Origin of the sequence: Streptomyces sp. NPDC087428 (assembly GCF_044744085.1) — a bacterium.
Classification (GTDB): domain Bacteria; phylum Actinomycetota; class Actinomycetes; order Streptomycetales; family Streptomycetaceae; genus Streptomyces.
Window position 1 is genome coordinate 75,299 of record NZ_JBIUXR010000019.1, and the last position, 25,759, is coordinate 101,057.

Sequence of the window (25,759 nt, forward strand, 5' to 3'; positions counted from 1 at the left end):
GACACGGGGTATTGACCTGCCCGCACGCCGACGCGGCCCGCCGCCTTCTCCCAATCGGGTGGCCCTTCAGGGCTTGGGTATAGGGCAGCGTGTCGGAAGGAAAAGAGTCGGTAAAGACCGATACATGTATGCAGGCACGCGCAAAGGCGATCGAGAGCGATCGTGAACTTCCTTCGTGTGTGCATGCCGTCGCCGTGTGCCGCTCCTGTCGGCCGAGTGCGAGCCGGCCATCCGGATTCCGCCACTGATCCACGCGACAGACCCCCGTCGGACCTGACTCCGTGTCGGGCGCGGGATCATCCCCCGTCACCGGCCGGTTCACGGCCGTACGCAAGGAGAGAGACATGCGCTACGGAAGCGCGCTGCGCCAGCAGATCCACACGCCCGGAACCACTCCGCTCGTCGGTATCTACGACATGTACTCGGCATCGGTAGCCGCCCGGCACTACGACGGCTTCTTCGTGTCCGGGTTCGGGTTCGCCGCCTCCTACTACGGGCTGCCGGACATCGGCTTCATCGCATGGCCGGACATGGTCGCGTTCGTCGAACGGCTCCGGCTCGCCTTCCCGTCCCACCATCTGCTGGTCGACATCGACGACGGATACGTCGACCCGGAAGTGGCGTGCCACGTGGTGCGGCAACTGGAGCGGAGCGGGGCGTCCGGGGTCATTCTGGAGGACCAGAAGCGTCCGCGCCGATGCGGTCACGCGGACGGCAAGACGGTGCTGCCCCTGGAGGAGTACCTCGAAAAACTGAACCTCGTCCTGGAGAACCGGGGGGACCTCGTGGTCGTGGCCCGCACGGATGCCACGGAGGAGGAGGACATCATGCGCCGCGCCCAGGCGCTCGCGGAGACCGACGCCGACGTGGTGCTGGTCGACGGGGTGCGGGACGTCGAGTGGATCCGCCGGATCCGGAAGGTCATCAACGACAAGCCGTTGCTCTTCAACCAGATCGCGGGCGGCAAGTCGCCGAGGCTCTCGCTCTCCGAACTCACCGACCTGGAATGCCAGGTGGCCATCTACAGCACACCCTGTCTGTTCGCCGCGCACACCGCCATCGACACCGCGCTCAGCGAGTTGAGGCAAGCCGATGGGCGGCTCCCGGAGTTCTCCCCCGGCTCCTCGGTGGGTGTGCGGGCCTCCACCGAACTGCTGGAGCGCAACATCAGCCGGCACCACCCGGCCGAACCCCGGCTCGTCACCGTCTGAGACGGACCCGGGAGCCGGGGAGCACCTGCCCGGCGGCAGGAAGATCCGGGGCACCCGCGCATGCCGTGCGCGGGTGCCCCCGCGGGCTGCCGGCCCGCGTGGCAGTACGTCCATCACGACAGTCACGGACCACACATCCGGGAAGCGGGAACAGCATGACGGGATTCACCGTGCCCAGAGCGCGAGCCACCCTGGCGGTCCTCGCCGGCGTGCTGTGCGCGGCGCAGTTCGCGGAAGGTACCGCGTGGGCCGACGCCCCCGACGGAGGCATGGAAACGCGACACGGCCCCTCGCTGATCACCATCGACAACTCCAACGCCGACTCCTGGCTGGAGATCGACAGAACGCTCAACGTGCTCGGACCGCTGAGCAGGGGAACGGCGGGCAGCGACCACGACGGGGGCGGCGGTGCCATCGAACAGCACGTCACGGGCCCGTCGGACGCCCGGCTCCAGGCCGCCCCGGTGGAGCAGGGCGAGCATGACGACACGGACGGCCAGGAGGCGGGAGCGGCGGCCGGCGGCGATGACCCAGAGGGCGACGCCGACCGGGACGCCACGCCCGGCACCGGGCAGAACGCGGGCACCGGCACCGGTGGCACCGGGCCGCAGGGGGCGGGGCCGTGCGCGTCCCGGCCAGCCACACCGGGGGAAGGGCATCCGGCATGTCCCTGACCTCGCCCGCGCGCGCGTTGGCGCGCCGCGTCGACCGGTACGTCCTGGCGCTGCTCGCGACCATCGGCCTCGCGGCGTTGCTGCCGGCCAGGGGCGCGTCCGCGGATGCCGTCGGCGGGGCCACCACTGTGGCGATCGGACTGCTGTTCTTCGTCTACGGTGCCCGGCTCTCCCCACAGGCCGCCTTCTCCGGACTGCGGCACTGGCGGCTCCACCTGCCCATCCTCTGCTTCACCTTCGTGGTCTTTCCCGTGCTCGGCCTGGCGGTCACCACACTGCCGGCGTCCGTGCTCAGCGCCGACCTCGCCGCCGGTCTGCTCTTTCTGTGCGTACTGCCGTCCACCGTTCAGTCGGCCGTCGCCTTCACCTCGCTGGCCCGGGGCAATGTGGCCGCCGCGATCTGCTCCTCGTCGTTCTCCAGCCTGCTGGGGGTGTTCCTGACGCCCCTGCTCGCCGCCGCCCTGCTGCACGGGGTGTCGAGTGGCGGGGTGCGGTTCTCGACGGACCAGATGCTGAACATCGTGGTGCTGCTGCTCGTGCCGTTCGCGCTCGGGCAGGCGGCGCGGCCCTGGATCGCGGACTGGGTCACCCGGCACCGCCGGATCACCGTCGTGTGCGACCGCGGGTCCATTCTGCTGGTGGTCTACTCCGCTTTCAGCCAGGGTGCCGCGGCCGGGATCTGGGGACGGCTCTCCCCGGCGCGGTTCGGTGTGCTGCTGGCGCTGTGCGCACTGCTCCTCGCCCTGGTGCTGGCCCTGACCGTGCTGGCGGCCAAGAGACTGGGCGTGGGTCACGAGGACCGTGCCACCGTCGTCTTCTGCGCCTCGACCAAGAGCCTGGCCAGTGGACTGCCCATCGCCGGAGTGCTGTTCGCCGGGAAGGACGTGGGCCTGGCCGTGCTCCCGTTGATGCTCTACCACACGCTTCAGCTGATGGTGTGTGCCGGTATCGCCCGTCGCTGGAGCGGGCCCGCGGTGGCGAGCGATCAGCAGCCGACCACCTCTCCCGCCCCGGCCGCCACGGTCTGAGCGCCCCGGTCCGCCGTCCGCTAGGCGAGTGTCGAGCCGCCGCTCGCCGTCCCCGTCCCCGTTCCCATGTGCGGGGACGGCGAGGTGCCGTCCGCCGTGTCCGGCTTCCCGCGCAGGGACAGCAGCAGGGTGATGACCGTGCCGACCACCGCCCAGGCGGACAGCACCAGCAGCGGACCGGTCACCGCGTTGCCCTTGAAGTACGCGATCGAGCGGGCCACCCAGGTTCCGGCCCCCGGCGGCAGCGCGGGGCCGATCGCCCGCCAGAAGTCCGGCAGCATCGGGAGCGGGAAGGCGCCGCCCGCGCTCGGGTTGCCCGCGATCACCACGATCAGGACGGCCAGGCCGATGCCGACGATGCCGGTGAGCGCCTCCAGGGCGAGGGTGATCATGCCGACCGCGAAGACGGTCAGGGCGCCGAGGCCCGACAGTCCCCAGAAGCTTCCGGGGAGCGCGCCGAGGATCGGCCCGATGATCGCCGCGCCGCCGATGCCGCCCGCGATCGAGTACAGCGCCATGACCCCGGTCCGGATCACGGCGCGCTGACGGTTGGCGGGGCGGCTGCCGGCGCTGATCGCCAGGATCGAGGCGCAGAGGTATCCGCCGACGCACCAGCCCACGACCAGGTAGAAGGACGAGAGCCCGTCGAAGTCCTGGCCCGAGGCCGGGGCCACGTCCACGGAGCGGACCGTGCGCCGCTGGGCGAGGTCGACCTTCGTGATGGTCTTCGTCAGCGAGTCGGCCAGCACGGTGCCCCCGCCGGAGGCGACCAGCACGGTGTCGGTGCTGCCGCGGGGGTCGAAGATCAACGCGCCGTCGATGTCGCGGTCGAGGATCTGCCGGCGGGCGGTGGCCGCGTCGCTGACCGTGCGGGGGTCCAGCGGGCCGCCGGGCAGATCCTTGAGCTCGGTGAGGAGCCGGGCGGAGACCTGCTGGGGTGCGACGACCCCGAAGGGGACGTCCGTCGGCTTCGGCTTGTGCAGTGCTCCGATGTAGGACGCGATGAACAGCAGCTGCAGCGCCAGTACGCCGATGACGAGCAGTGCGGCCCGCGGAGTGACGGCGTTCTTCACCTCATCAGCGAAAGTCATGCCCCCACCGTCCGGGGTGCCCGCCGTTCACGCAGTCGGGGCCGGGCCGAATGGCTGAGAGGGAGGTCGGCGAGGGAACGGCCGGGCGATGTGCCGAAGGGTGGCGCTCCTCTCGCGTATCGCACGAATGTTCGAACGTGGTCTATGGTGGAGAGCGAGGGGGTGGAGTAACGGATCGGTCCAGGAGGTGCGGGTGTCAGGGTTCACGCATCTGCATACCGTTTCCGGGTACTCCCTGCGGTACGGGGCCTCGCACCCGGAGCGGCTGGCGGAGCGCGCCGCCGAGCGGGGGATGGACGCTCTCGCGCTGACCGACCGCGACACCCTCGCGGGCACGGTCAGGTTCGCCAAGGCCTGCGAACCGGCAGGCGTGCGGCCGCTCTTCGGAGTGGGACTCGCGGTCGCCCCCGCCGGACGTGCGGAGGGCGACGGGCGGACGCACCGGCTGCGGACCCCGGTCCGCGGCGGTGCCTTTGTCGATGAATCCGCCCCCCGCGTCACCTTCCTCGCCCGCGACGGAGCACAGGGCTGGGCCGAACTGTGCCGCCTCGTCACCGCCGCCCACGCCGCCGTCCCCGACGGTGGCCGGCCCCTGCTCGACCGGTCCTCGCTGCCCGCCGAAGGGCTCACCGTGCTGCTCGGCCCTGCCTCTGAGGTGGGCAGGGCGCTGGCCGCGGGCCGACCCGACCGGGCCGCCGCCCTGCTCGCACCCTGGCGGGAGATGTACGGCGACGACCTGCGGCTCGAAGCCGTCCACCACGGCCGGGACGGCACCGGCCCCGGTTCGCTGCGGCTCGCCGCCCGTACCGTCGGTTTCGCCGCGGAACAGGGGATACGGGCCGTGCTGACCAACGCCGTCCGGTACGCCGACCCCGGGCAGGGCCCGGTCGCCGATGTGCTCGACTCGGCGCGCGGGCTCGTCCCCGTCGACCCGCGCCGCGCCCCGCTCGACAGCGGTGAGCGCTGGCTCAAGGACGCCCGCGCGATGGCCGGGGCCGCGGAGCGGATCACCTCCGCCGCCGGACTCGGCCCCGGTGCCGGGGCCCGGCTGCTCGCGGAGACCCGGCACACCGCCGACGCCTGCGTCGTCGACCCCGAGGGCGATATCGGCCTCGGCTCCGTCCACTTCCCCGAACCGCACCTCGTCGGCGCCGGCCGCCGCACCGCCCAGCGGGTGCTGACCTCCCGCGCCGCCGCGGGCATGGTGCTGCGCGGCTACGACCGCAGGCCCGGCTACTGGGACCGGATGCACCACGAGCTGGACATCATCGCCCACCACGGCTTCGCCTCCTACTTCCTCACGGTCGCTCAAGTGGTGGACGACGTGAGGGAGATGAAGGTGCGGGTGGCCGCCCGCGGCTCCGGGGCGGGCTCCCTGGTCAACCACCTCCTCGGTATCGCCCACGCCGACCCGGTCGAGCACGGGCTGCTGATGGAGCGCTTCCTGTCCAAGCGCCGCTTCGTGCTGCCCGACATCGACATCGACGTCGAGTCGGCCCGCCGCCTCGACGTCTACCGCGCGATCATCGGCCGCTTCGGCACCGAACGGGTCGCCACCGTCGCCATGCCCGAGACCTACCGGGTGCGCCACGCCATCCGGGACGTCGGGGCCGCGCTCTCCATGAACCCGGCCGAGACCGACCGGCTCGCCAAGGCCTTCCCGCACATCCGGGCCCGCGACGCCCGCGCGGCCATGGAGGAACTGCCCGAACTGCGCGAGGTGGCGAGGGAGAAGGAGAAGTACGGGCGGCTGTGGGAGCTGGTGGAGGCACTGGACGGGCTGCCGCGCGGTATCGCCATGCACCCGTGCGGGGTCCTCCTCTCCGACGCCTCGCTGCTGCGCCGCACCCCCGTCATGCCCACCAGCGGCGACGGCTTCCCCATGGCCCAGTTCGACAAGGAGGACGTGGAGGACCTCGGGCTGCTCAAGCTCGATGTGCTGGGCGTACGGATGCAGTCGGCGATGGCGCACGCGGTCACGGAGGTGAAGCGTGCCTCGGGGCGGGAAGTGGACCTGGACGCCGTGCCGCCCGGTGACCCGGAGACGTACCGGCTGATCAGGACCGCCGAGACGCTGGGCTGTTTCCAGATCGAGTCGCCCGGCCAGCGCGATCTGATCGGCAGGCTCCAGCCGGCCGGCTTCCACGACCTGGTGGTCGACATATCGCTCTTCCGGCCCGGTCCGGTCGCCGCCGACATGGTGCGGCCGTTCATCGAGGCCCGGCACGGCCGTGCGCCCGTCCGCTACCCGCACCCCGACCTGGAGGGACCGCTGCGCGAGACCTACGGAGTGGTGGTCTTCCACGAGCAGATCATCGAGATGGTCGACATCATGACCGGCTGCGGCCGGGACGAGGCCGACCGGGTCCGGCGCGGGCTCTCCGACCCCGAGTCGCAGGGCCGGATCAGGCTCTGGTTCGCCCGGCACGCGGCGGCCCGGAAATACAGCGCCGAAGTGATCGCCCGAGCCTGGGAGATCATCGAGGCGTTCGGCAGCTACGGCTTCTGCAAGGCGCACGCGGTCGCCTTCGCGGTGCCGACGTACCAGTCGGCCTGGCTGAAGACGCATCACCCGGCGGCCTTCTACGCCGGGCTGCTCACCCATGACCCGGGGATGTACCCGAAGCGGCTGCTGCTCGCCGACGCGCGGCGGCGCGGGGTGCCGGTGCTGCCGCTGGACGTGAACCGGTCGGCGACAGCCCATCGAATCGAACTGGTGTCTGATGATGAGGTGGCGGGGGAGGTCTGGGGTCTGCGGCTGGCGCTCTCGGACGTCCACGGGATCAGCGCGGCCGAGGTCGCCCGGATCGAGGCCGGACAGCCCTACACCTCGCTGCTGGACTTCTGGCAGCGGGCCCGTCCGGGCAAGCCGGCGGCCGAACGGCTGGCCCAGGTCGGTGCGTTGGACGCGTTCGGCGCCAACCGCCGTGATCTGCTGCTGCATCTGTCCGAGCTCCACCGCGCCCAGCGGGGCGCGGGCTCCGGCGGCGGGGGCGCGCAGCTCCCGCTCGGCGGCGGGCACCGGACCGGCTCCATCGGCCTGCCCGACCTCAACGAGGCGGAACGGCTCAGTGCCGAGCTGGGCGTGCTGAGCATGGATGTCTCACGCCATCTGATGAGCGATCACCACGCCTTCCTGGAGGAGCTCGGAGCGGTCTCCGCCAAGCGGCTGCGCGAGGCACGGCACGGGGAGACCGTACTGGTCGCGGGCGCCAAGGCGGCCACCCAGACCCCGCCCGTCCGTTCCGGGCGCCGGGTCGTCTTCACCACCCTGGACGACGGTACGGGCCTGGTCGACCTGGCGTTCTTCGACGACAGTCACGCCTCCTGCGCGTACACCGTCTTCCACTCCTGGCTGCTGCTGGTGCGCGGGGTGGTCCAGCGGCGCGGGCCGCGGAGCCTGAGCGTGGTCGGCGCCGCCGCCTGGAATCTGGCCGAGCTGGCCGAACTGCGGCGTACCGGCGGGCTCGACGCGGTCGCGGCCCGGCTGGCGCAGGAGCCCGCGCCGGAGGCGGCCGGTCCGCAGGAGGAGACGCCCGCCGGCGCCGACGGCCGCCGGATCCGGATGCCCACCGGTTACGAGATGAACCCCTGGGCGGACCTCCGGCCGCCCGGCGAGGGGACGCCCACCGGAAGGAAGCTGTGGCATCAGAGTCCGGGGAGCGCGGGATGAGCGAGCAACCGGAGGCCCCCGGCATCCTCTGCCTGCGGTTCCGCCGGGTCGGCGGCGGCCCCCCGGACGGCGCCGGCTTCGCGGGGCTGCTGGCCCTGCTCGGTTCGTTCACCCCGGCCGTGGAGGCGATGCCGCCCGAAGGGGCGCTCGCCGATGTGCGGGGCGCGCTGCGCTACTTCGGGCGGGACCCGGCAGGTCTGGCCGCGGTGATCCGGGTCCGCGCGCTGGCCCTGCACGGCGTGGACTGCGCGATCGGGGCCGCCGAGAACCCGATGCTGGCACGGATGGCGGTGCGGCGGGCCGGGCCCGGGGCGACCTTCGTGGTGCCCGTCGGCGGGGCCGCCGCCTTCCTCGCGGACCGGCCGGCCGCCGCACTGGACGGCGTCGGGGCGGCGACGGCCCGCACCCTGTGCGGATACGGGCTCGACTCCGTCGGCCGGATCGCGGCCGCCCCGCTCGGCACCCTCCAGCGGATCACCGGGGTGCGGACCGGGCGCGAGCTGTGGGAGCGGGCCCGCGGCATCGACCGTACGGCGGTGGTGCCGAACGCGGCCGCCCGGTCGGTCGCCGCCGACCGCACCTTCCCGCGCGACGAGCTGGGCCGGGAGCGGCAGCGGCGCGCGCTCATGTCGCTCACCGAGGAACTGGGGGCGAGGATGCGCGGCGACGGGCAGGTGTGCCGCTCGCTCGCGGTCTCCGTGCGCTACGCCGACCGGACCGGATACTCGACGCTGACCCGCAGCCGTACGCTCCGCGAGCCCACCGCCCACTCCGCGGAGCTCACCGCGCTCGCGTACCGGATCCATGACTCGTTCGCCCTGCAACGGGCCCGGGTGCGGGGGATCGCCCTGCGTGCCGAGGGGCTCGGTGACGCGGAACGGGCCGCGCGTCAGCTGACCTTCGATCCGGTGGACGAACGGGCGCGGCGGATCGAGGCGGTGGCGGACCGGCTGCGGGCCAGATTCGGACCGAGGGCCGTGATGCCGGGGCGGCTCGCGGCCTGAACCACCGGCCGAGGGCTGTCCTGAAGCCGTGGTCACCACCGCGTCATTTTTTACCGACGCGTAACTTCCCAGGCAACCTTACCCGTGCGTAGGTTGGCATGAGCACGTAGAACTTCGCCAACTTGTGGTCCGGGCCGCAGGGTGCACAGACATCGCAACTCCCTTGAGCCGCAAGGAGACCCCACGATGCTGCCCTGGACCCGTGCGCCGCGCACCCCACGAGCGCGCAGAACCCTCGCCGCACTGCTCCTCGCAGTCGCCGCAGTCGCCACCCCCACGGCCACTGCCGCTGCAGCCGCCCCCACCGCAGCCGCGGCCACCTCGCGTGGCTGGAACGACTACTCCTGCAAACCCTCCGCAGCCCATCCCCGGCCCGTCGTCCTGGTCCACGGAACCTTCGGGAACTCGGTCGACAACTGGCTCGTCCTCGCCCCCTACCTGGTGAACCGGGGCTACTGCGTCTACTCGCTCGACTACGGGCAGCTCCCCGGGGTGCCGCTCTTCAACGGCCTGGGCCCGATCGACAAGTCGGCCGGGCAGCTCGCGGTCTTCGTCGACAAGGTGCTCGCCTCCACCGGGGCACCCAAGGCGGACATCGTCGGCCACTCCCAGGGCGGCATGATGCCGAACTACTACCTGAAGTTCCTCGGCGGGGGAGACCGGGTGAACGCCATGATCGGGCTCGCGCCCGACAACCACGGCACCACCCTCCTCGGCCTGACGAAGCTGCTGCCGTACTTCCCCGGCGCCGGGGACCTGCTCAACGCCGGCACACCCGGACTCGCCGACCAGGTGGCCGGATCCCCCTTCATCACCAAGCTCAACGCGGGCGGCGACACCGTGCCCGGCGTGCACTACACCGTCATCTCGACCAGGTACGACGAGGTCGTGACCCCGTACCGGACGCAGTTCCTGGACGGACCCGACGTGCACAACGTCCTGCTCCAGGACCTGTGCCCGGTCGACCTGTCCGAGCACGTGGCGATCGGGACCATCGACCGGGTCGCCTACCACGAGGTGGCGAACGCCCTGGACCCGGCGCACGCCACCCCGACCACCTGCGCCTCGGCCGTCGGTTAGGGCCTTTCGCCAGGAACGGGTCAGGAGACCGGACGGCCCCGGGGCCGTCCGGTCTCCCGGCGGCCGTGCCGTGCGGTGGAGACGGCCCGGCGGCAGATGGCACGATCGGTCCATGACGACGATCGACTGGGACTCCGCCGCCGATTCCTTCGACGAGGAGCCCGACCACGGTCTGCTCGACCCCGTGGTCCGGCACGCCTGGGCGCAGCGGCTGGAGGGCTGGCTGCCCCGGGAGCGTTCCGAGGTTCTCGACCTGGGGTGCGGCACCGGAAGCCTGGCGCTGCTCGTCTCCGGGCAGGGGCACCGGGTCACCGCCGTGGACCGCTCGCCGCGCATGGTGGAGCAGGCGCGCGCCAAGCTGGCCGGTACGGGCACCGAGGTGCTGGCCGGGGACGCCGCCGCACCGCCCGTCGGCAAGCAGCGGTTCGACGTGATCCTGGCCCGGCACGTGGTGTGGCTGCTGCCCGACCCGGCGGCGGTCCTGCGGCACTGGTTCGGCCTGCTGCGGCCCGGCGGCAGACTGGTGCTGATCGAGGGCGTGTGGAACGGGGTCGGGCTGTCCGCCGCCCAACTGACCTCGCTGCTCGCTCCGTTCACCGAGCGCATCCACCACGAGCGGCTCTCCGGCGACCGCGATCTCTGGGGCAAGGACGTCGACGACGAGCGCTACACCCTGGTGGCCCGCGCCGAACCGCCCCGCCGGCACACCGAGGTCGTGGACGTGCACCTGCTCCTGCGGCGCGGCCCCGACGTCCTGCTCGCCCGCCGGGCCGGCACCGGGTACGCGGACGGGCTGCTGCACGCCCCGTCCGGACACGTCGAGGACGGCGAGGACGTCCGCGAGGGCATGATCCGCGAGGCGGCCGAGGAGATCGGGATCGCCCTGGAACCGGAGGAGCTGCGGGTGGCCCTCGTCATGCAGCACCGGGGGCCCGGCGGCAACCCCCGGACCGGCTGGTTCTTCGAGGCGGAGTACGACCCGGCGCGGCCGCCGTACAACCGCGAACCGGACAAGTGCTCGGAGCTGGCGTGGTTCCCGCTGGACGCCCTGCCGGACGACATGGTCGCGTACTGCCGCGCCGGACTGGACGGCTACCGGACGGGGGAGCGGTTCCTGATCCACTGGCACGAGGACGGCGACACCGTCGCGTACGCGCCGCGGGGCCCCCGCCGCGCGGTCCCGCTGCCGGCCGGCGGGGTCCGCACCGGGCGGGTCCACCACATCGAGCTGTGGGTGCCCGATCTCGCGGTGGCCGAGACGGGATGGGGCTGGCTCCTCGGCGAGCTGGGCCATGTCCCGTACCAGCGGTGGACGCACGGGCGCAGCTGGCGGCGGGCCGACAGCTATGTGGTGATCGAGCAGTCGCCCGATCTGGTTCCCGGGGCGCACGAGCGGTGCCGTCCGGGCCTCAACCACCTGGCGTTCCACGTGGCGGACCGGGCGGCCCTGGACGCGCTGGTGGCCCGCGCCCCGGACCACGGCTGGCGGCTGCTCTTCACGGACCGTCACCCCCATGCGGGCGGCGACGGCCACGTGGCCGCGTACCTGGAGGACGCGGCGGGGTACGAGGTGGAGCTGGTGGCCGGCTGAGGGGCCCTCGGCCGGTCCGGGCGGTGCCGGGAGCCCTCAGCCCAGCAGGCCGGCGAAGCCCTCCGGCGTACGGGCGAGGCGCTCCAGCTCGTCCAGCGCCGCGACGGCGGCACCGGCCGCCTCCGGATCGCGCCCCGCCAGTCCGCTCTCCTCGAACTCGTCCTCGTCCAGGCGCAGTACGCCGCAGCGGTCCGCCGGCACCCACAGATCGAGATCCAGGTCCTCGACGACCAGCTCGCCGTCCCGCAGCACGGCCGGGCGGGTCACATCGCAGTACCAGCCCTTGAGTTCGCCCGCACCGTCGCGGACCTCCTTCACCGCGAACCAGGCGTCGCGCCAGTAGTGCTCGGTGAAGACGTCACCCGGCTCGAAGCGTACGAAGCCGAAGTCACGGACCAGCGGGGAGGCCCAGGGGGCCCGTACCGTCACCCGGGTGCCGTTGTCGGCGAGCAGGGCGGCGGGGTAGCTGATCTTGGTCTTTCCGGCCTTGACCAGGACGACCGTCAGTTCCGCCGGTTCCGCTTCAGCCGACCCTGCGGACATGGCGCACCTCCGTCGCGCAGATCTCGTAGCCGAACCACCGGTTGATCGCCAGCATCGGCCCGTTGCCGGCGTCATTGCCGGTGTACGCGTCGGTGTACCCGGCGGCGCGCGCCCGGTGCAGCGAGTCGTTCTTGGCGAGCTTCGCCAGCCCGCGCCCGCGGTACGCCCGCCGGGTGCCGGTCATCCCCGACCAGTAGCGGCCCGAGCCGTCGCACTCCGCCGCGCTGAACGCCGCGACCTCGCCGTCGACCACCGCCACCGAGGTCAGCCGGTGGTCGAGCCCGGGACTGCGCCAGGTCTCGGTGAGCCACTTCTCGTAGTCCGACGGCTGGGACGGTGTGTCGCCGGGCTCGTCCGCGGTGGTCTCGGCGTCCGCCTCGAACAGCGCGCGCGGGTCGTCGTCGAAATCGGCGCCGGTCCGCAGCTCGACACCGGCCGGGGGCTCCTGACGGGGTGGCAGGGTGCCGCCCGCCAGATCCAGACGCATGAAGTGCGCCGGCCGGCTCGGGACGTATCCGTGCCGCTCGGCGAACGCCCGGTCGCCGGGGGTGTCCAGCACCCAGCTGTAGATCTCGGTCGCACCGGCCAGGGCCAGATGCTCCTCGGCCGTGCGCAGCAGCAGGGAGCCCGCGCCCCGGCCGGTCCGCTCCGGATGGACGTGCGGATTGCAGGACGCCTGGCCCGGCCGGGGGCTCTCGTGGGACAGACCGGCCTCGGCCGTTCCGATGATCTCGCCGTCCTCCTCCGCGACCAGCAGGCGGTACCGCTTGTCGGGATGGGCGTTCGCCAGGCCGAAGACGACCGCTTCCGGGGTGGTCACCATGAACGGGAGCGCCGCGCGCCGTACCCGTACCCAGTCCTCGGCGTCGGAGGTGCGGAAGTCGCGCACGATGACAGTCATGCGCCGGACCGTACCCGGAGGCGCCGCCCGGCCGCCCGTGATTTTCCGGTGACGGGTGGCTCCGGGGCCGGACCCGGTTGGCAGGTGCCGACGGACGCGGGCGGTGGGTGGAGAATCGGGCCCGTGACTCTGAAGATCTCCGTTGACCCGGATTCCGGCACCGCCCCTTACGAGCAACTGCGCACGCAGATCTCCGAACTGGCCCGCTCCGGCGCGCTGCCGGTCGGCCACAGACTCCCGACCGTACGCGGCTTCGCCGAGGAGCTGGGCCTCGCCGCCAACACGGTCGCCAAGGCGTACCGGGCGCTGGAGGCGGACGGGGTGATCGAGACCCGTGGGCGCAACGGGACGTTCGTCGCCGCGGCGGGGGACGCGGCCGACCGCAACGCGGCGTCCGCGGCGCGGGAGTACGCGGAGCAGGCCCGACGGCTGGGCGTGTCCCGGGCGAGGGCGCTCGCGCTGGCGCAGGACGCGGTACGGGCGGTGTACTCGGGGTGAGACGAGGGCGGCCCGGCGTCCTCGGCCACCGGGCGCGGACTCGACGCGCCCCCGTGCCGTATCCCCGACGGCGGACCCGCGCCCGCGCGGGCGCGACCGGCTCCCGCCGCCCTCAGAGGTACAGGCCCGCGTCCGCGCCCGAGTCCTGCTGGGGGACCGACGCGGGCCCCGTGCCGCGGCGCAGCGCGTACAGCTCCGCCAGGGTCACGCCCTCGTGGGCCACCTCGCGTCCCAGGCCCTCGTCCGTGCCCAGCCAGGCCACCGACTCCTTGCGGGTCAGCGGGCCCACCTCGATCCGGGCCAGGCAGCGGCCCGGCCTGACGACCGCCGGGTGCAGCCGCTCCAGGTCCTCGTTGGTGGTCACCCCGACGAGCACGTTGCGACCCTGGCCCAGCAGCCCGTCCGTGAGGTTCAGCAGCCGGGACAGCGCCTGGCCGGCCGTGTGCTTGGCCTCGCCGCGGATCAGCTCGTCGCAGTCCTCCAGGAGCAGCAGCCGCCAGCGGCCCTTCGCGCTGCCGTCGTCCTCGCCGATCGCGATGTCCATCAGGTAGCCGACGTCGTTGAAGAGCCGCTCGGGGTCGAGTACGCAGTCGACCTGGCACCAGTCCCGCCAGGAACGGGCCAGGGTGCGCAGGGCGGAGGTCTTGCCGGTGCCCGGCGGGCCGTGCAGCAGGAGCAGCCGGCCCGCGACGTCGTCCGGGGTGACCTTCATCAGCCGGTCCATGGCATCAGCCACCGGGGCGGTGTAGTTGGCGCGGACCTCGTCCCAGGTGCCGGCCGTGATCTGCCGGGTGGTGCGGGACGGGCCGCGGCGCGGCGACATGTGCCAGAAGCCCATGGTCACGTTCTCGGGCTGCGGATCGGGCTCGTCCTGGGCGCCGTCCGTGGCCTCGTCGAGCACCTTCCTGGCCAGTTCGGCGCTGGTCGCGGTGACCGTGACGTCGGCCCCTCGGTTCCACCGCGAGACGAGCAGCGTCCAGCCCTCGCCCTCGGCGAGCGTGGCGCTGCGGTCGTCGTCACGTGCGGCGCGCAGCACCGTGGCGGCCGCGGGCAGCAGCGTCACCCCGCTCCTGACCCGGTCGAGGGAGGTGCTGTGCGAGTACGACTGCTCGCCCGTCGCGAAGCGGCCGAGGAACAGCGCGTCGACGACGTCGGACGGGGAGTCGCTGTCGTCGACGGTGAGCCGGATCGGCAGCGCGGACTCGGGGTTGGCGGACATGGCGCCCATGATCCGGCACCGGGGCACCCGGCGCACCCAGGTTTCGCCACCTTCCTGCGCGCCGGCCGGGCAGCGGGGCGGGCGCTCGCAGCGATCTTCCGCGCGCCGGAGTGACGCGCCCTCAGGGGACCGGCGCTCAAAGGTCATCCGTTCGACTTGGCATGCACACTTCCGGAATGGCCATCCCTGCTGCTACCACGTAGGTGGCAGAGATCCTGCTGGTCGGTCCAAGGGAGATTCCATTGAAAATGTCCAGACTCGTGGCGTTCTCGTCCTCGCTCCTGCTCGGTGCCGTCATCGCCCTGACCGGGGCGGCCACCGCGAACGCCGCTCCGTCCGTCCAGGCCGTCGACTACGTCGCCCTCGGCGACTCGTACTCCTCGGGTGTCGGCTCGGGCAGCTACATCAGCTCCAGCGGGGACTGCAAGCGCAGCACCCTCGCCTATCCCTCGCTCTGGGCGGCGGCGCACTCTCCCGCCTCGTTCGCCTTCACCGCCTGCTCCGGGGCGCGTACCGGTGACGTGACCGCCGGTCAGCTGGGACCGCTCAACGCCTCGACCGACCTCGTCTCCCTCTCCATCGGCGGCAACGACGCCGGATTCTCCGACGTCATGACGACCTGTGTCCTCCAGTCGGAGGCCACCTGCCTCAGCCGGATCGCCACCGCCCGCAGCTATGTGGACACCACGCTGCCGGGCAAGCTCGACTCGGTGTACTCGGCGATCAGCGCCAAGGCTCCGTCCGCCCACGTCGTCGTCCTCGGCTACCCGCGCTTCTACAAGATCGGCGGCAGCTGCGTCGTCGGCCTGAGTGACAAGGTGCGCTCCGCCATCAACGGCGCGTCCGACTACCTGAACGCGGCCACCGCCAAGCGCGCGGCCGACCACGGGTTCACCTTCGGTGACGTCACGGGCAAGTTCACCGGGCACGAGATCTGCTCGGGAAGCGCCTGGCTGCACAGCCTCAACTGGCTCGACATCGGGGAGTCGTACCACCCCTTCGCCGCCGGGCAGTCCGGTGGCTATCTCCCCGTCCTCAACTCGGCCGCCTGACAGCCGCGTCGACGCCCTTCGTCCGTCCGCCGCGTCCGTCCGCCTCGTCCGTTCTCTTCGGTCGACGCCTCGGTCGCCGCTTCGGCCGTCCGCCGGGAGGAGGTCCCGTGGGCAGGGACCTCCTTCCGGGTGCCTTCTGCCGGTCGGGCCCGAGGTGTCCGGTCGCTGATGCTCTGTCCAACTCGCCCTGGAATCGGGCGGATTCGGAGAACCGTCGTCAACCTCCGTATGTGTGTGCTCGATCCTGTGCCCGGGATACACGAGTGTCGGTGCGGGGGGATAGGGTTACCCTGCCCGGGTCGGGTGCCCTCGTACGGGTGGGGAGTGACATGGAACAGATAACGGTGCGCAGCAGGCCGCGAGTGCCTGCTATTACCTGCGGGAGCGGTGCGACGAGTTCGCGCCTCGACCGCCATCTCGCGGTGCTGGGCGGCCCTGTCGTCCCGCAGCGCGATTCCGCGGAGGCGACGCTGCTGATGCGCGAGCTCACCTCGCGCGACGCCGCGCACACACGCCGGAGCAAGAGTGCGCGTGTCTCGCTCTTCGCGCCTCTGCGGCGACTGCGACGCTCGCTCTTCGGTAGCCGCCGCTGATCCGACGGCCCCGGTCCAGGTACCGCGCTGCTGCCCGCTCTCCCGTCATCCCCGGGGCCGGCAGTGGCGCGTCGCCATGTCCGCGTGAGGCTCTCGGTGTGGCTGTGGGCCCCGTCGGCCTGCGGTGGAATGGGTGGCGAGGTAATTCGGTGTCGAAGTACTTCTAGACTGACCGTATGCCCGATAAGCGAGCCGCGCGCCTGAGCCCCGACGAGCGAAAGGCGCAGTTGGTATCGATTGGCGTGGACATGCTCGCCGATCGCTCGCTGGACGAGCTCTCCACCGATGACGTGGCGCGCCGCGCCGGTATCTCCCGGGGACTGCTCTTCCACTACTTCGACTCCAAGCGCGACTTCTACCGCTGCGTGGTGCGGCGGGAGTGCGACGACTTCGCCGCAGCCACGGAACCGGACCCCTCGCTGGAGCCCGTCCCCTGGCTGCGGTCGTTCATCGCCGGTTTCGCGGCGTACGTCACGGAGCACCGCAAGGTCTATCTCGCGCTGGTCCGCGGCGCCGCCGGCAGCCATCCCGCGGTGGAGGACATCGTCGAGTCCACCCGGGCCACCCTGGCCCGGCGGGTGGAGGAGGGGCAGCGGCGGCTCGGGATGCCGGATTCGCCCCGGCTGCTCGTCGCCGCGCGGGCCTGGATGGCCTTCGCCGAGGAGGCCGTCACGAGCTGGCCGCCCGACGGACCGGACGCCCTCGCGGAGCTCGGCGCCTTTCTGGAGTCGAGCTTCATCTCCCTGCTGGGTGCGCTGGACCGGCCGGCCGCGCTGTCCGACTGCCCCTGAGAGCCGCCGCCCGTCACCCGCCGCCGCGTGCGTACCGGCGTACGGACAGCGGTACGGCGACCACGAGCAGCACCGCCGACCAGAGGAGCGTCCCGGCCACCGGATGGGCGGCCGGCCAGGCGGCGTCCGCGACCGGTGCGGCGTTGCCGAAGAGATCCCGGGCGGCCGCGGCGGCCGCGCTGATCGGGTTCCACTCCGCGAGGGTGCGCAGCGGGCCGGGCAGGTTGCCGGTCGGGATGTACGCGCTGGAGAGCAGCGGCAGGACGAACGTGGCGGCGCCCAGCTGACCGGCCGCCTCCTCGCTGCGGATCAGCAGCCCGAGCCAGCAGCCCACCCACGCGGTGGCGAACCGGAACAGCATCAGCAGTCCGAACGCCCCCAGCGCGGCGGCCGGGCCGCCCTCGATCCGCCAGCCCACCGCGAGCCCGACCAGGATCAGCGGGACCATGCCGACGGCCGTGGTCAGCAGGTCGGCCGCGGTCTGCCCGAACGGCACGGCGGACCGGCTCATCGGCAGTGTGCGGAACCGGTCCGTCACGCCCCGGTGGCAGTCCTGCGCCGACTGGAACATCCCGGTCATGATGCCGTTCGCCGCGGTGGCCGCGAGCAGCCCCGGCACCAGGAAGGCGCGGTACTCCTGGCCCGGCACGGCCAGGGCGCTGCCGAACACGTACCCGAAGAACAGCAGCATCGTGATCGGCATGGTCTGGGTCAGGATCACCACGCCGGGGGCCGCCTTGATCCGTTGCAGATGGCGGCCCAGTACGGCCAGTCCGTCCGCGACCGGTGTGTTCGCGTTTCCGGCGGTGTCCGCCGTGGGCCGCTCCGCCACGAGTGTGCCGCCGCTCATGCCGCCGTCTCCTTCGTCCTTGTCAGTGGGGTGGTGCGGCCGGTGTCACGGCCGGTCAGGCGCAGGAAGACCTCGTCCAGGGTGGGCGGCCGCAGACTCGCGTCGATCACCGCCGCGCCCGCCGCGTCCAGTTCGCGGACGATCCGGGGCAGCGTGAGCGCGGGATCGGAGGCGACGACGCCCACCGTGTGGCGCTCGTGGTCCAGGACCGGTTCTGCGCCCGTCAGCCGGTCCAGGACGGCGGCGGCCGGGACGAGGGCCGACGGATCGCCGACGACGACCTCGGCGTAGCTGCCGATCTGTGCCTTCAGCTCGGCCGGGGTGCCCCGATGGGCCGCCCGGCCGCTGTCGACGAGCACGATGTCGTCGGCCAGCTGATCGGCCTCCTCCAGGTACTGCGTGGTGAGCAGGACGGTGGTGCCGGCGCCCGCCAGCTCCCGTACCGCCGTCCAGATCTGATTGCGGCTGTGCGGGTCGAGCCCGGTGGTCGGCTCGTCCAGGAACAGCACGTGCGGCCGGGCGAGCAGGCTGGCGGCGAGGTCCAGCCGCCGCCGCATCCCGCCGGAGTAGGTGCGGGCCGGGCGGTCGGCCGCGTCGGCGAGCCCGAAGCGTTCGAGGAGGTCCTCGGTCCGGCTCCGGACGGCCTCGCCGCGGAACTTGAGCAGTCTGGCGAAGAGCCGCAGGTTCTGACGGCCGGACAGCTCGCCGTCGACCGAGGCGCTCTGCCCCGTGACGCCGATCGCCGCCCGTACCGCACCTGCCTCGCGCACCACGTCGTGACCGGCGACCCGGGCGCTCCCGCCGTCGGGGGCGGTCAATGTGGTGAGTACCCGCACGGCGGTGGTCTTGCCGGCGCCGTTGGGCCCCAGTACTCCGCAGACGGTGCCTTCGGCCACGGCCAGATCGAGACCGCGCAGCGCGTGGACGGAGCCGTAGCGCTTCTCCAGACCTTCACTAAGTACAGCGTACGTAGTTGTCATGTCATCACCGTATCGCACTACGTACGCCGTACGTAACTACCATGGGGATCGAGGTGATGATCAATGGTGGAGCGACCCGCTGTACCCGAAGTGATCTGGGCGCGTCCGGAGCGGTCCGGCCGCGGGCCGAAGCCCGCGTACCGCCGTGCGGACATCGCGGCGGCCGCCGTGCGCATCGCGGACGTGGAGGGCCTTGACGCGGTGTCGATGCGGAAGGTGGCGGCCGAGCTGGGCTGCGGCACGATGTCGCTGTACAACTACGTGCCCCGCAAGGAGGACCTGTACGAGCTGATGCTCGACGCGGTCAGCGCCGGTTACGACTACCCGGAACCCTCCGGGGACTGGCGCGCCGACATCCTGGCCCTCGCCCGTCAGGCCCGCCGGATGATGCACCGCCACACCTGGATGCCCCGGCTGATGTCACCCGTGTACGGATTCAGCCCGAACGTCCTGCGCTATCTGGAATACACGCTGAGCTGCCTGGACGGGGTCGACGCACCGTTCGGCGCGAAGATGGAACTCGTCGCCATGGTCAGCGGCGTGGTCACCACCTACGCCGCCCATGAGATCGCCACGGCGGAGCGCGGCCGCTCGCTGCCCTGGACCGAGGAACAGGAACAGGCCGCCCGCACCGGCTATCTGATGAGCCAGATGTCGACCGGGAAGTATCCGCGGCTGGCGGCGGGATTCGCCGAGGACGCCGGGCCGGTCGATGAGGAGAAGCTCTTCGACCGGGCGATCGGCCGGGTACTGGAATCGTTCGGCCGCTGACGTGATCTTTATTTTGCGATGCCTGGTTTGCCGGCTGTGTGCACTCACCGGCTGTGGTCGGCCAGGGACAGCAGCAGATGGGCGGACTCCGGCCGCAGATGGTCCGAGTGGGCGCCCGCGGGCCCGTGCCCGCGGACGAACACCTCGCTCGCGTCGACGCTGACGAACCGGTGGTTGAGCGCAGCCAGGGGATACGCCTCCCCGGGCGGCAGCATCCGGATCGCCGAAACAGGCGCGGGCGCGGTACCGATTCCGGAGTGGCCGATGCCCGCGCGTTTCTCCGCGCGCAGGTGCCAGAAGCCGGTGGCGCGGTCATGCCGCGAGTACGTCGCCACGATCGGGCCGCGCAAGGGTGCCTCGCCGAGCGCGGTGAACATCGAAGCGAAGGCGTCGCGCGGCGCCGCCATCTGCAACAGGAGCATCGAGTCCGCGGTGAACGGCCGCCCCGTCGGTTCCGGAGTGTTCCAGCCCAGTGTGAGCGGCGGGTCGGCCGCCCACTGCACGGCCTCGCACAGGAAACGGCAGCCGAAGGAGTGCCCGACCAGGTGGAGATACTGCCCCTCGCGGTTGGCGAGCACGGGCGGCGCGGCCGGGTCTACGCGGTGTGAGTCCACGTAGCCGAGCAGCCGCCCGATGACCCGGGCGGCGTGTCCCTCCGTACTCATGGCGTGCGCCCGGTCTCGGATACGGCGGTAGCCACCGAGAGAGGGCAGGGAGCGGGACGGCCAGCGGACCAGGACGGTCCAGGGATGCCAGGGCTTCAGCCGGGGGTACCGCTCGGAGTTGTGCTGGGTGTCCGCGAGCGCGAGCAGTCGCTGGACGGCGTCGAGCGCGGTCTCGGGGCTGGTCTGCCAGCCGTGTGCGTAGACGATCAGGTCGGTGGCCCAGACGGGCGGACACAGCGCCTCGGCGAAGTGGTCGGCGAGACGGTTCGTGGGGACGGGGCGGGGGCCGACGGGGGTGTCTTCGAGGAGCCAGCCGTCGGGGCCGAGGTCTACGACGTGGATGTCGTCAGATACGTCGGCTGGGCTCATGAGGTGGCCTCGACGGGCTCGGCTCTTACCAGGCGGGCGTCCATGCCGCAGTGCAGGGCGTAGGCGAAGCCCAGCGGGTTGTGCAGGTTGTCGGCGAAGTGCCGCGCCACGGCGTGGGCGACCGCGCCCGCGGATTCGCCGCCGTTCAGGTAGCGGCCGAGGAACTCCAGGGCGTACTCCGCCGCGAAGACCTGTGGCATCTCTATCTGCGGTCCCAGGATGCCGCGCGCGCCGGTCTCGATGAGGGCGCGCCCGAAGTAGGCGAGGTCGGCGTCGCTGTTGCCGGGGATGCCGGCGTAGCAGGCATTGAGGAGGACGAAGGGGTGGAACGGTGCGCAGTCGCGGCGGGCTGGGCGGTACTCGCGGACCGTGTAGGCGTCGATGGCGAGCTTGTCCTCCAACTTCACCACGAGATAGGGCGGTTCGGCATCGGCCGACTCAAATTCGCCATGGCACCAGAAATACATCAGCTGCTCGTCGAGCGTCGGGTCCGCGAGCGCCCGCACGAACTCCCTGCGGGTCGTCCGCTCGGCCAGCGTGCCGCCCCGGGCCAGGACCGCCTTCACATCGGTGGCCCGGGTTCTGCCCCGTGGATCCACGCCGGTGTCGTGGTTGAGGCTCACGGCCGGCACGGCGGGCGGCGGGTGCTTGCGTCCGTCGGCGATCATCGCGTAGTAACCGCCGGTCTGCTCGATCCAGTGGCGGTGTCCGAGGAAGCGGCGGAAAACCCCGGGGAGGCCGGGCTCGTCCGTCGCGTCGGGCGGCAGGCACAGCATCGGCCATGGCACAAAGAGGTCCGAGTCGAATCGGACGCGCAGCGGTTTCTCCGCGGACAGCGCCTCGGTGAGGAAGGCCCGGAAGAGCCCGACGTCCTCGCTCTTCCCGCCGAGCAGGACGTCGAAGAGCAAATGGGTTCCGTATCCGGCGAGTTCCGACACAGTGGCCAGCAGTTCGTCCTGCGGCTCGCCTGTCAGGTCAGCGAGCGTGGCGTAGGGGAAGTCCGGGCGGCCGGGCGCGGGACGCCGCGACCCGTCGAACGGTTGTACGGCGACGAACTCCTCCTTCCATCGACGGCGCAGCCGCCCGGTCACGTGCCGTGCCTCCGAGGGCTTCACCTCCAGGAAGGCTCGGTGCTCGGTGCCGCTCAGCGCCGGCACTGCGGGGCCGTGCATCCGGGCCAGGATGCGGTCGTCGCCGCGTACGTCGAGCACGATGACCAAGTCGGGTGGCGCTACCTGTTGGGGAAGCCGGGTGAAGCCGAGGCTTGGGTCCTGGACGACCTGGACGGGGAGTTCACGGGCCACGGGGTCAGGCCCCCTGTGCGAAGGCGGGAGTGGGCATGGGCTGCGGCGCGGCGGAGCCGGGAGCGGCGCGGGTGGTGCGGATGACCTCGATCTCCGTCTCCACTTGTTGGAGGACCGTGTTGGATTCGGCGTCCTCGACGGTGAAGCGGATGCGGTGGCGGCCCGTCTGATAGGGGGTGAAACGGAAGAGGGCGGTTCCGTTGACCGGCACGGAGTGTGTCGGGTCGACGTCGGCGCGCGTCAACGGGGTTGCCCGCGCGGTCAGCGGTGGCAGGAGTTCCTCCGACGTCGCCCCGGAGTACTCGCCGCCGGGCTCCACACGCAGCACGATGCGGGCTCCCCCTCCGGTGGCGGGTGAGTCGTCGAGGAGGGCGAGGCGGACGAAGGCGGCGGGAGACACCTCACCGGGCGGGGCGCCGTCCGGTGAGGCGGCCGCCTCCGGGAGGAGGTGGCGGACCATGAGCGGGACGGTGTCGAAGTCGTCCCACTCCGTGTTCTTCAGGACGGGGCGCGGATAGCAGTTCGTGAGCGCTCGGACTGCGCGCGCCCCACGGCTGGAGCCAGGGCCGTCGCGCACGACCGCCACCCAATGCTCGCCCGCGGAGTCGCCGAGCGCCTCGAAGCGCGACTGAGCCTCGTCGAGTCGCCCACGATCGGCGTCGGGCGGGGCTGCCTGCAGGAGCAGGGTCCAGGCCTGGCCGTTTAGGCATCCGGTTTCGTCGAAGGCGTCCAGGACCCGGCGGAGTTCTGCTGTTCGGTCGCCCCTCGTCAGCCACGCGAGGTGGTGCCTGGTCCAGGCGATACCCAGCCGGTCCGGCACGCTCTCGAAGAGCCGCAGAGTCTGGAGCAGCACATGCGCCGCCGAACCCGGTAGGTCCGCGTCCGCGTACGCCATCCCCTGGAGCAGAGTCGCCCAGGCCTCCCCCCGAACGTCGCCGTGCTCCCGGTGAGCCAAGGGCGCGGCCTTGAGCTCCAGCATCACGTCCGGTCGGTCCCCGTTCAGCAGGAGTTCGACCCTGCACAGCTCGGTGCCGGCCCAGGCCGCTCCCACCACGTCGCCGATGTCGCGGAACGTGAACCTCGCAGTCTCGAGCCGTTTGCGTGCCTCCTCCGGGTCGCCGCACATCAGCCGCCACCGCCCGTAGTGGAAGACGGCCCATGCCTCGCCGCGGCGGTCGCCATGCACCTGGTGGGTCTCGATCGCGCGCCGCAGCAGTCGGCCGACGTCGCTCAGCTCGCCGCGGTCGGTGCGGATCGAGGCGCGGGTGTGCAGGGCCCAGCCGTCCGGTACGTCGGTGGGGAGGGCGTCGAGGGGGGCCTCTGCGGTGTCCAGCTGTCCCATGTGGTGCCGGGTCATGGCGAGTTCGCGGACGGCGTCCGGGGTGTCGATGCCTGCCAGTGCCTCCGCCGCGGTCTGTGGCTGCCCGGTCTGCCGAGCGGCGGCGGCCAGTGGAACCCTCAGGATGTCCCGGTCGTCGGTCGCATGGCCCAGCCCGGTCCTCAGCATCAGCAGCGGGAGCAGGGCGCCTTCGCCGACAAGCTGGTGCGCCAGCCATGTGGTGAATTCATGGGAGTTCGCCTCGCGGGACCGGCACAGACGTAGCGCGAGGTCGACGTAGGGCTCGGCAGCATCACCCAGTGCGCCCGGCTCGCCCGGCACGGCCCGGGACAGTCCCAAGTCCAACCGCTGTGAACTGGATCGGAGCGCTTCGGGGGTGTGGCCGAGGGCGAGCTGGGTGCGTAGGGCGGGGCGCAGTTCGTACCAGCCGGGGCGAGGTTGTTGCAGCAGGCCCTCTTGGTGCAGCCCCACGACCGCCTCGCGCCACTCTGCGGTGGTCAGGTCCTCGACGGGCAACGCTATGTCCGGCGAGAACTCCGCACCCTCCCAGGCCGCCAGGGTGCGGAGCAGGGTAGGCGCCCGCCGCGTCGTGGACAGCAGATCCTGGTATGCCTCGGGCGTCAGGTCCACTCGGTGCTGGATGACGCCCGAACGGTCCGAACGCGAAGTGCGGCTCGCTCGGGTGGTGGTGGCGATCAGCACGCAACGTGTGTCTTCCAGCAGTCGAACGGCCATCGACAGGAAGTCCTTGCCGTTGATGTCCTCGGGCAGGTCGTCCAGCACGATCACCGCTGGGTGGGCCCGGAAGTGGTTCTGACAGGCCGCCGTGGCCAGGCCGGACAGAAACTCGGGTGTGCTCAAGAGAGCTGGACCGAGTTCGGCCTGCGCAGCACCCGAGGTCAGCAGCAGCCGCAGAACCAGTCGCTCCGGGGTGGTGGCCCGGACGCCGAGCGAGAGCCAGTGGACGGGCAGGCGCAACGACGCGCAGGCCTCGTGGGCCAACTCCTCTGCCAGCGCGGACCTACCGGATCCTGGCAGCCCATACAGCACGAAGACCCTTCGGGTGACCCTCAGACTCGACATCAGCCGACGTACCTGGCTGTCCCTGTCCATCCGCGATTCGCTCATCTCACTCCGTCTCGAACACGCCCTTACCCGCTTACCTCTTTCGTCCAGCCGCCCACCCCGTGCCCCCGGGCAGGTCTTCCCGGCACCGTCCCCAACCCCCAAGCCTGCCAGCCCGCTTCCAGATTCACACCCCGTTCCTGCAACCGTGCGTAGGCCTCGTAGCCATCCAGCTTCTCGTCCCGCGCCGGCAGAGACGGCGTGCCAGGGTGGACCTTGGGCAGACCGTGGCAGCGGGACCGGCGGAGGCCGGTGACATCGACAAGGGCCGCGGACGGGTAGCCGGCGTCGAGATAATGCTCACCTGGTGCGAGACCGCGTTCGGAGAGGTTCTGCTGGACAGGCCGGTGGCCTTGACGTCCGGGAGGCTTGCCTCGGTGGTAGAGGCGTCAGTGATCAGCCGTCACGGCAGGACTTCGGCTTCGGCGGGAGTGCCGCAGGTTTCGGTGAGGTGGACCTCGTAGCCGAGCCGGAACAGGTCGTCGCCCTTGGCTGCCCAGCGCGCATCAGGGCCGTAGGGGAAGCCAGGCGGAGATGGCCGGGCGGGCCGCCCTTCTTGTCAGCCTCCCGCTTCACGATCATCTCGCGTCGCCGCGCCAGCGGACACGTATATGGGTCTGCGCGAGCATCCTGCGCGGGAACACGACCGGCTGGATCTCCCGCAGGCATCGCCCGCGTTCAACGAAGACCTGGCCAACTCTTTCTGAGCCCTACGTTCCGCCTGGTGCCTTTACGGCGGAACGCTGCGCTATTTGATCGTGTTCAAATATAGTTGAGGTTCGGTCGATGAGGCCATGAGGAGATTGGCCGCCCGGAGGTACGGGGAGGGGTCGGCGTGAGCCGAGAGTTGTGGCGCTCGATCGGTTTCACAGGGCTGGTGATCGCGCTGACTGTTTCCTGCGGCTTGGCTGCGGGGATCTATGCCGCAGACGTTTCAGCGGACCAGCTTCAGGGGCGATGGACCAGTCCGGCGGGCACGTCCCTGACCTTCCACGAGGATCACACCTTCGCTGCCGAGCACTTCGACGAGCTGCGCGCGTCAGACTGCGAGAACCCTTCGGCCATGTCATCTGGCCGCTGGGCGTTCTACGCCTCTGCTGATGCCGACCGGTTCAACGCCGCTGACGAGACCGCCACGCATGGCGCCGTTCTGTCGCTGATCTTCTCCTCCGGCGGCTGCGAGGTGAACGTCTATCTCTTTGGTGACGAAGACGACCCTGCGATGTGTCCGACCGGTGACCCGGATGACGGCTGTCCTAATGATGGCTATCTGCACCGGAACCAGACTGCGGCTTTCGCCCTTGAAACAGCCGGAATTCGACTGGCCGACTCAGGTAAGTAGCACTCGCTTTCGCTGCAGTTGCTGATGCTGATGGCGAAGCCCCACCGCAGGAAGCCGAAGAACCT

22 protein-coding genes are annotated in these 25,759 nt (G+C 71.6%); 13 read left to right on the forward strand and 9 right to left on the reverse strand.

The annotated features are described in order from the left end of the window. The first annotated feature begins 344 nt into the window (after positions 1-344). The 3 genes from ACIO3R_RS33515 (at position 345) to ACIO3R_RS33525 (ending at position 2,913) form a co-directional block, all read left to right on the forward strand. On the forward strand, positions 345-1,211 hold the full coding sequence (locus ACIO3R_RS33515; RefSeq protein WP_363025386.1) for an isocitrate lyase/PEP mutase family protein: 867 nt from the start codon (positions 345-347) through the stop codon (positions 1,209-1,211). Positions 1,212-1,381: 170 nt separating this feature from the next. Continuing rightward, a complete protein-coding gene (locus ACIO3R_RS33520; RefSeq protein WP_402110794.1) occupies positions 1,382-1,885 on the forward strand; it encodes a hypothetical protein in 504 nt (167 codons plus the stop codon). Then, entirely contained in the window at positions 1,876-2,913 is a 1,038-nt protein-coding gene (locus ACIO3R_RS33525) for a bile acid:sodium symporter family protein (protein ID WP_402110795.1), read from the forward strand. The genes ACIO3R_RS33520 and ACIO3R_RS33525 overlap by 10 nt, the downstream gene beginning before the upstream one ends. A gap of 20 nt (positions 2,914-2,933) precedes the next feature. Here the strand turns inward: ACIO3R_RS33525 and ACIO3R_RS33530 are convergent, their stop codons facing one another. Then, positions 2,934-4,004 carry a DUF3533 domain-containing protein gene (locus tag ACIO3R_RS33530; protein WP_402110796.1) on the reverse strand — a complete coding sequence of 357 codons (1,071 nt, stop codon included), beginning with the start codon at positions 4,002-4,004 and terminating at the stop codon, positions 2,934-2,936. A gap of 193 nt (positions 4,005-4,197) precedes the next feature. Between ACIO3R_RS33530 and ACIO3R_RS33535 the strand changes: the two genes are divergently transcribed. The 4 genes from ACIO3R_RS33535 (at position 4,198) to ACIO3R_RS33550 (ending at position 11,352) form a co-directional block, all read left to right on the forward strand. Further along, positions 4,198-7,677 (forward strand): DNA polymerase III subunit alpha, encoded by a 3,480-nt coding sequence (locus ACIO3R_RS33535; RefSeq protein WP_402110797.1) that lies wholly within the window; start codon positions 4,198-4,200, stop codon positions 7,675-7,677. Next, positions 7,674-8,681: a DNA polymerase thumb domain-containing protein gene (locus ACIO3R_RS33540; RefSeq protein WP_402110798.1), complete on the forward strand. Its 1,008-nt coding sequence runs from the start codon at positions 7,674-7,676 to the stop codon at positions 8,679-8,681. Before ACIO3R_RS33535 ends, ACIO3R_RS33540 begins: the two co-directional genes overlap by 4 nt. Positions 8,682-8,867: 186 nt before the next feature. Further along, a complete protein-coding gene (locus ACIO3R_RS33545; RefSeq protein ID WP_385028504.1) occupies positions 8,868-9,761 on the forward strand; it encodes an esterase/lipase family protein in 894 nt (297 codons plus the stop codon). Positions 9,762-9,873: 112 nt separating this feature from the next. Continuing rightward, complete coding sequence (locus tag ACIO3R_RS33550) at positions 9,874-11,352, forward strand: trifunctional class I SAM-dependent methyltransferase/NUDIX hydrolase/VOC family protein (RefSeq protein WP_402110800.1); 1,479 nt, start codon at positions 9,874-9,876, stop codon at positions 11,350-11,352. Between the two features lie 36 nt (positions 11,353-11,388). On the opposite strand, the gene ACIO3R_RS33555 is transcribed toward ACIO3R_RS33550, so the two are convergent. Beyond that, positions 11,389-11,895 (reverse strand): DUF402 domain-containing protein, encoded by a 507-nt coding sequence (locus tag ACIO3R_RS33555; protein ID WP_402110802.1) that lies wholly within the window; start codon positions 11,893-11,895, stop codon positions 11,389-11,391. Next, positions 11,876-12,796 carry a GNAT family N-acetyltransferase gene (locus ACIO3R_RS33560; RefSeq protein ID WP_385028495.1) on the reverse strand — a complete coding sequence of 307 codons (921 nt, stop codon included), beginning with the start codon at positions 12,794-12,796 and terminating at the stop codon, positions 11,876-11,878. Before ACIO3R_RS33560 ends, ACIO3R_RS33555 begins: the two co-directional genes overlap by 20 nt. 123 nt (positions 12,797-12,919) lie before the next feature. Between ACIO3R_RS33560 and ACIO3R_RS33565 the strand changes: the two genes are divergently transcribed. Further along, positions 12,920-13,294 (forward strand): GntR family transcriptional regulator, encoded by a 375-nt coding sequence (locus tag ACIO3R_RS33565; RefSeq protein WP_385345457.1) that lies wholly within the window; start codon positions 12,920-12,922, stop codon positions 13,292-13,294. Positions 13,295-13,406: 112 nt separating this feature from the next. Here the strand turns inward: ACIO3R_RS33565 and ACIO3R_RS33570 are convergent, their stop codons facing one another. Beyond that, positions 13,407-14,522 (reverse strand): DUF5925 domain-containing protein, encoded by a 1,116-nt coding sequence (locus ACIO3R_RS33570; protein ID WP_402110804.1) that lies wholly within the window; start codon positions 14,520-14,522, stop codon positions 13,407-13,409. Between the two features lie 239 nt (positions 14,523-14,761). On the opposite strand from ACIO3R_RS33570, the gene ACIO3R_RS33575 reads away from it, so the two are divergent. The 3 genes from ACIO3R_RS33575 to ACIO3R_RS33585 all read left to right on the forward strand — a co-directional run bounded on the left by ACIO3R_RS33575 (position 14,762) and on the right by ACIO3R_RS33585 (position 16,949). Next, positions 14,762-15,565, forward strand: coding sequence for an SGNH/GDSL hydrolase family protein (locus ACIO3R_RS33575; RefSeq protein WP_385345456.1), 804 nt, complete (start codon positions 14,762-14,764; stop codon positions 15,563-15,565). 329 nt (positions 15,566-15,894) lie between these two features. Beyond that, the gene (locus ACIO3R_RS33580; protein WP_123528064.1) at positions 15,895-16,158 is read left to right on the forward strand and encodes a hypothetical protein; all 264 of its coding nucleotides are present in this window, start codon (positions 15,895-15,897) and stop codon (positions 16,156-16,158) included. A 176-nt stretch (positions 16,159-16,334) separates the two neighbouring features. After that, a complete protein-coding gene (locus tag ACIO3R_RS33585; protein WP_402110805.1) occupies positions 16,335-16,949 on the forward strand; it encodes a TetR/AcrR family transcriptional regulator in 615 nt (204 codons plus the stop codon). A 13-nt stretch (positions 16,950-16,962) separates the two neighbouring features. Here ACIO3R_RS33585 and ACIO3R_RS33590 read toward each other — a convergent pair whose 3' ends face one another. Further along, on the reverse strand, positions 16,963-17,799 hold the full coding sequence (locus ACIO3R_RS33590; RefSeq protein WP_385028481.1) for an ABC transporter permease: 837 nt from the start codon (positions 17,797-17,799) through the stop codon (positions 16,963-16,965). Continuing rightward, a complete protein-coding gene (locus ACIO3R_RS33595; protein ID WP_385028478.1) occupies positions 17,796-18,779 on the reverse strand; it encodes an ATP-binding cassette domain-containing protein in 984 nt (327 codons plus the stop codon). Before ACIO3R_RS33595 ends, ACIO3R_RS33590 begins: the two co-directional genes overlap by 4 nt. Before the next feature lie 63 nt (positions 18,780-18,842). On the opposite strand from ACIO3R_RS33595, the gene ACIO3R_RS33600 reads away from it, so the two are divergent. Further along, a complete protein-coding gene (locus tag ACIO3R_RS33600; protein WP_402110808.1) occupies positions 18,843-19,550 on the forward strand; it encodes a TetR/AcrR family transcriptional regulator in 708 nt (235 codons plus the stop codon). Positions 19,551-19,594: 44 nt separating this feature from the next. On the opposite strand, the gene ACIO3R_RS33605 is transcribed toward ACIO3R_RS33600, so the two are convergent. The 3 genes from ACIO3R_RS33605 to ACIO3R_RS33615 are packed head-to-tail and all read right to left on the reverse strand — an operon-like array spanning position 19,595 to position 24,355. After that, entirely contained in the window at positions 19,595-20,584 is a 990-nt protein-coding gene (locus ACIO3R_RS33605) for a hypothetical protein (RefSeq protein WP_402110810.1), read from the reverse strand. After that, positions 20,581-21,888 (reverse strand): hypothetical protein, encoded by a 1,308-nt coding sequence (locus ACIO3R_RS33610; RefSeq protein ID WP_385028469.1) that lies wholly within the window; start codon positions 21,886-21,888, stop codon positions 20,581-20,583. The genes ACIO3R_RS33605 and ACIO3R_RS33610 overlap by 4 nt, the downstream gene beginning before the upstream one ends. A gap of 4 nt (positions 21,889-21,892) precedes the next feature. Next, positions 21,893-24,355 carry an AAA family ATPase gene (locus ACIO3R_RS33615; RefSeq protein ID WP_402110812.1) on the reverse strand — a complete coding sequence of 821 codons (2,463 nt, stop codon included), beginning with the start codon at positions 24,353-24,355 and terminating at the stop codon, positions 21,893-21,895. A gap of 832 nt (positions 24,356-25,187) precedes the next feature. On the opposite strand from ACIO3R_RS33615, the gene ACIO3R_RS33620 reads away from it, so the two are divergent. Further along, on the forward strand, positions 25,188-25,694 hold the full coding sequence (locus ACIO3R_RS33620) for a hypothetical protein (RefSeq protein WP_402110813.1): 507 nt from the start codon (positions 25,188-25,190) through the stop codon (positions 25,692-25,694). Positions 25,695-25,759 lie beyond the last annotated feature (65 nt).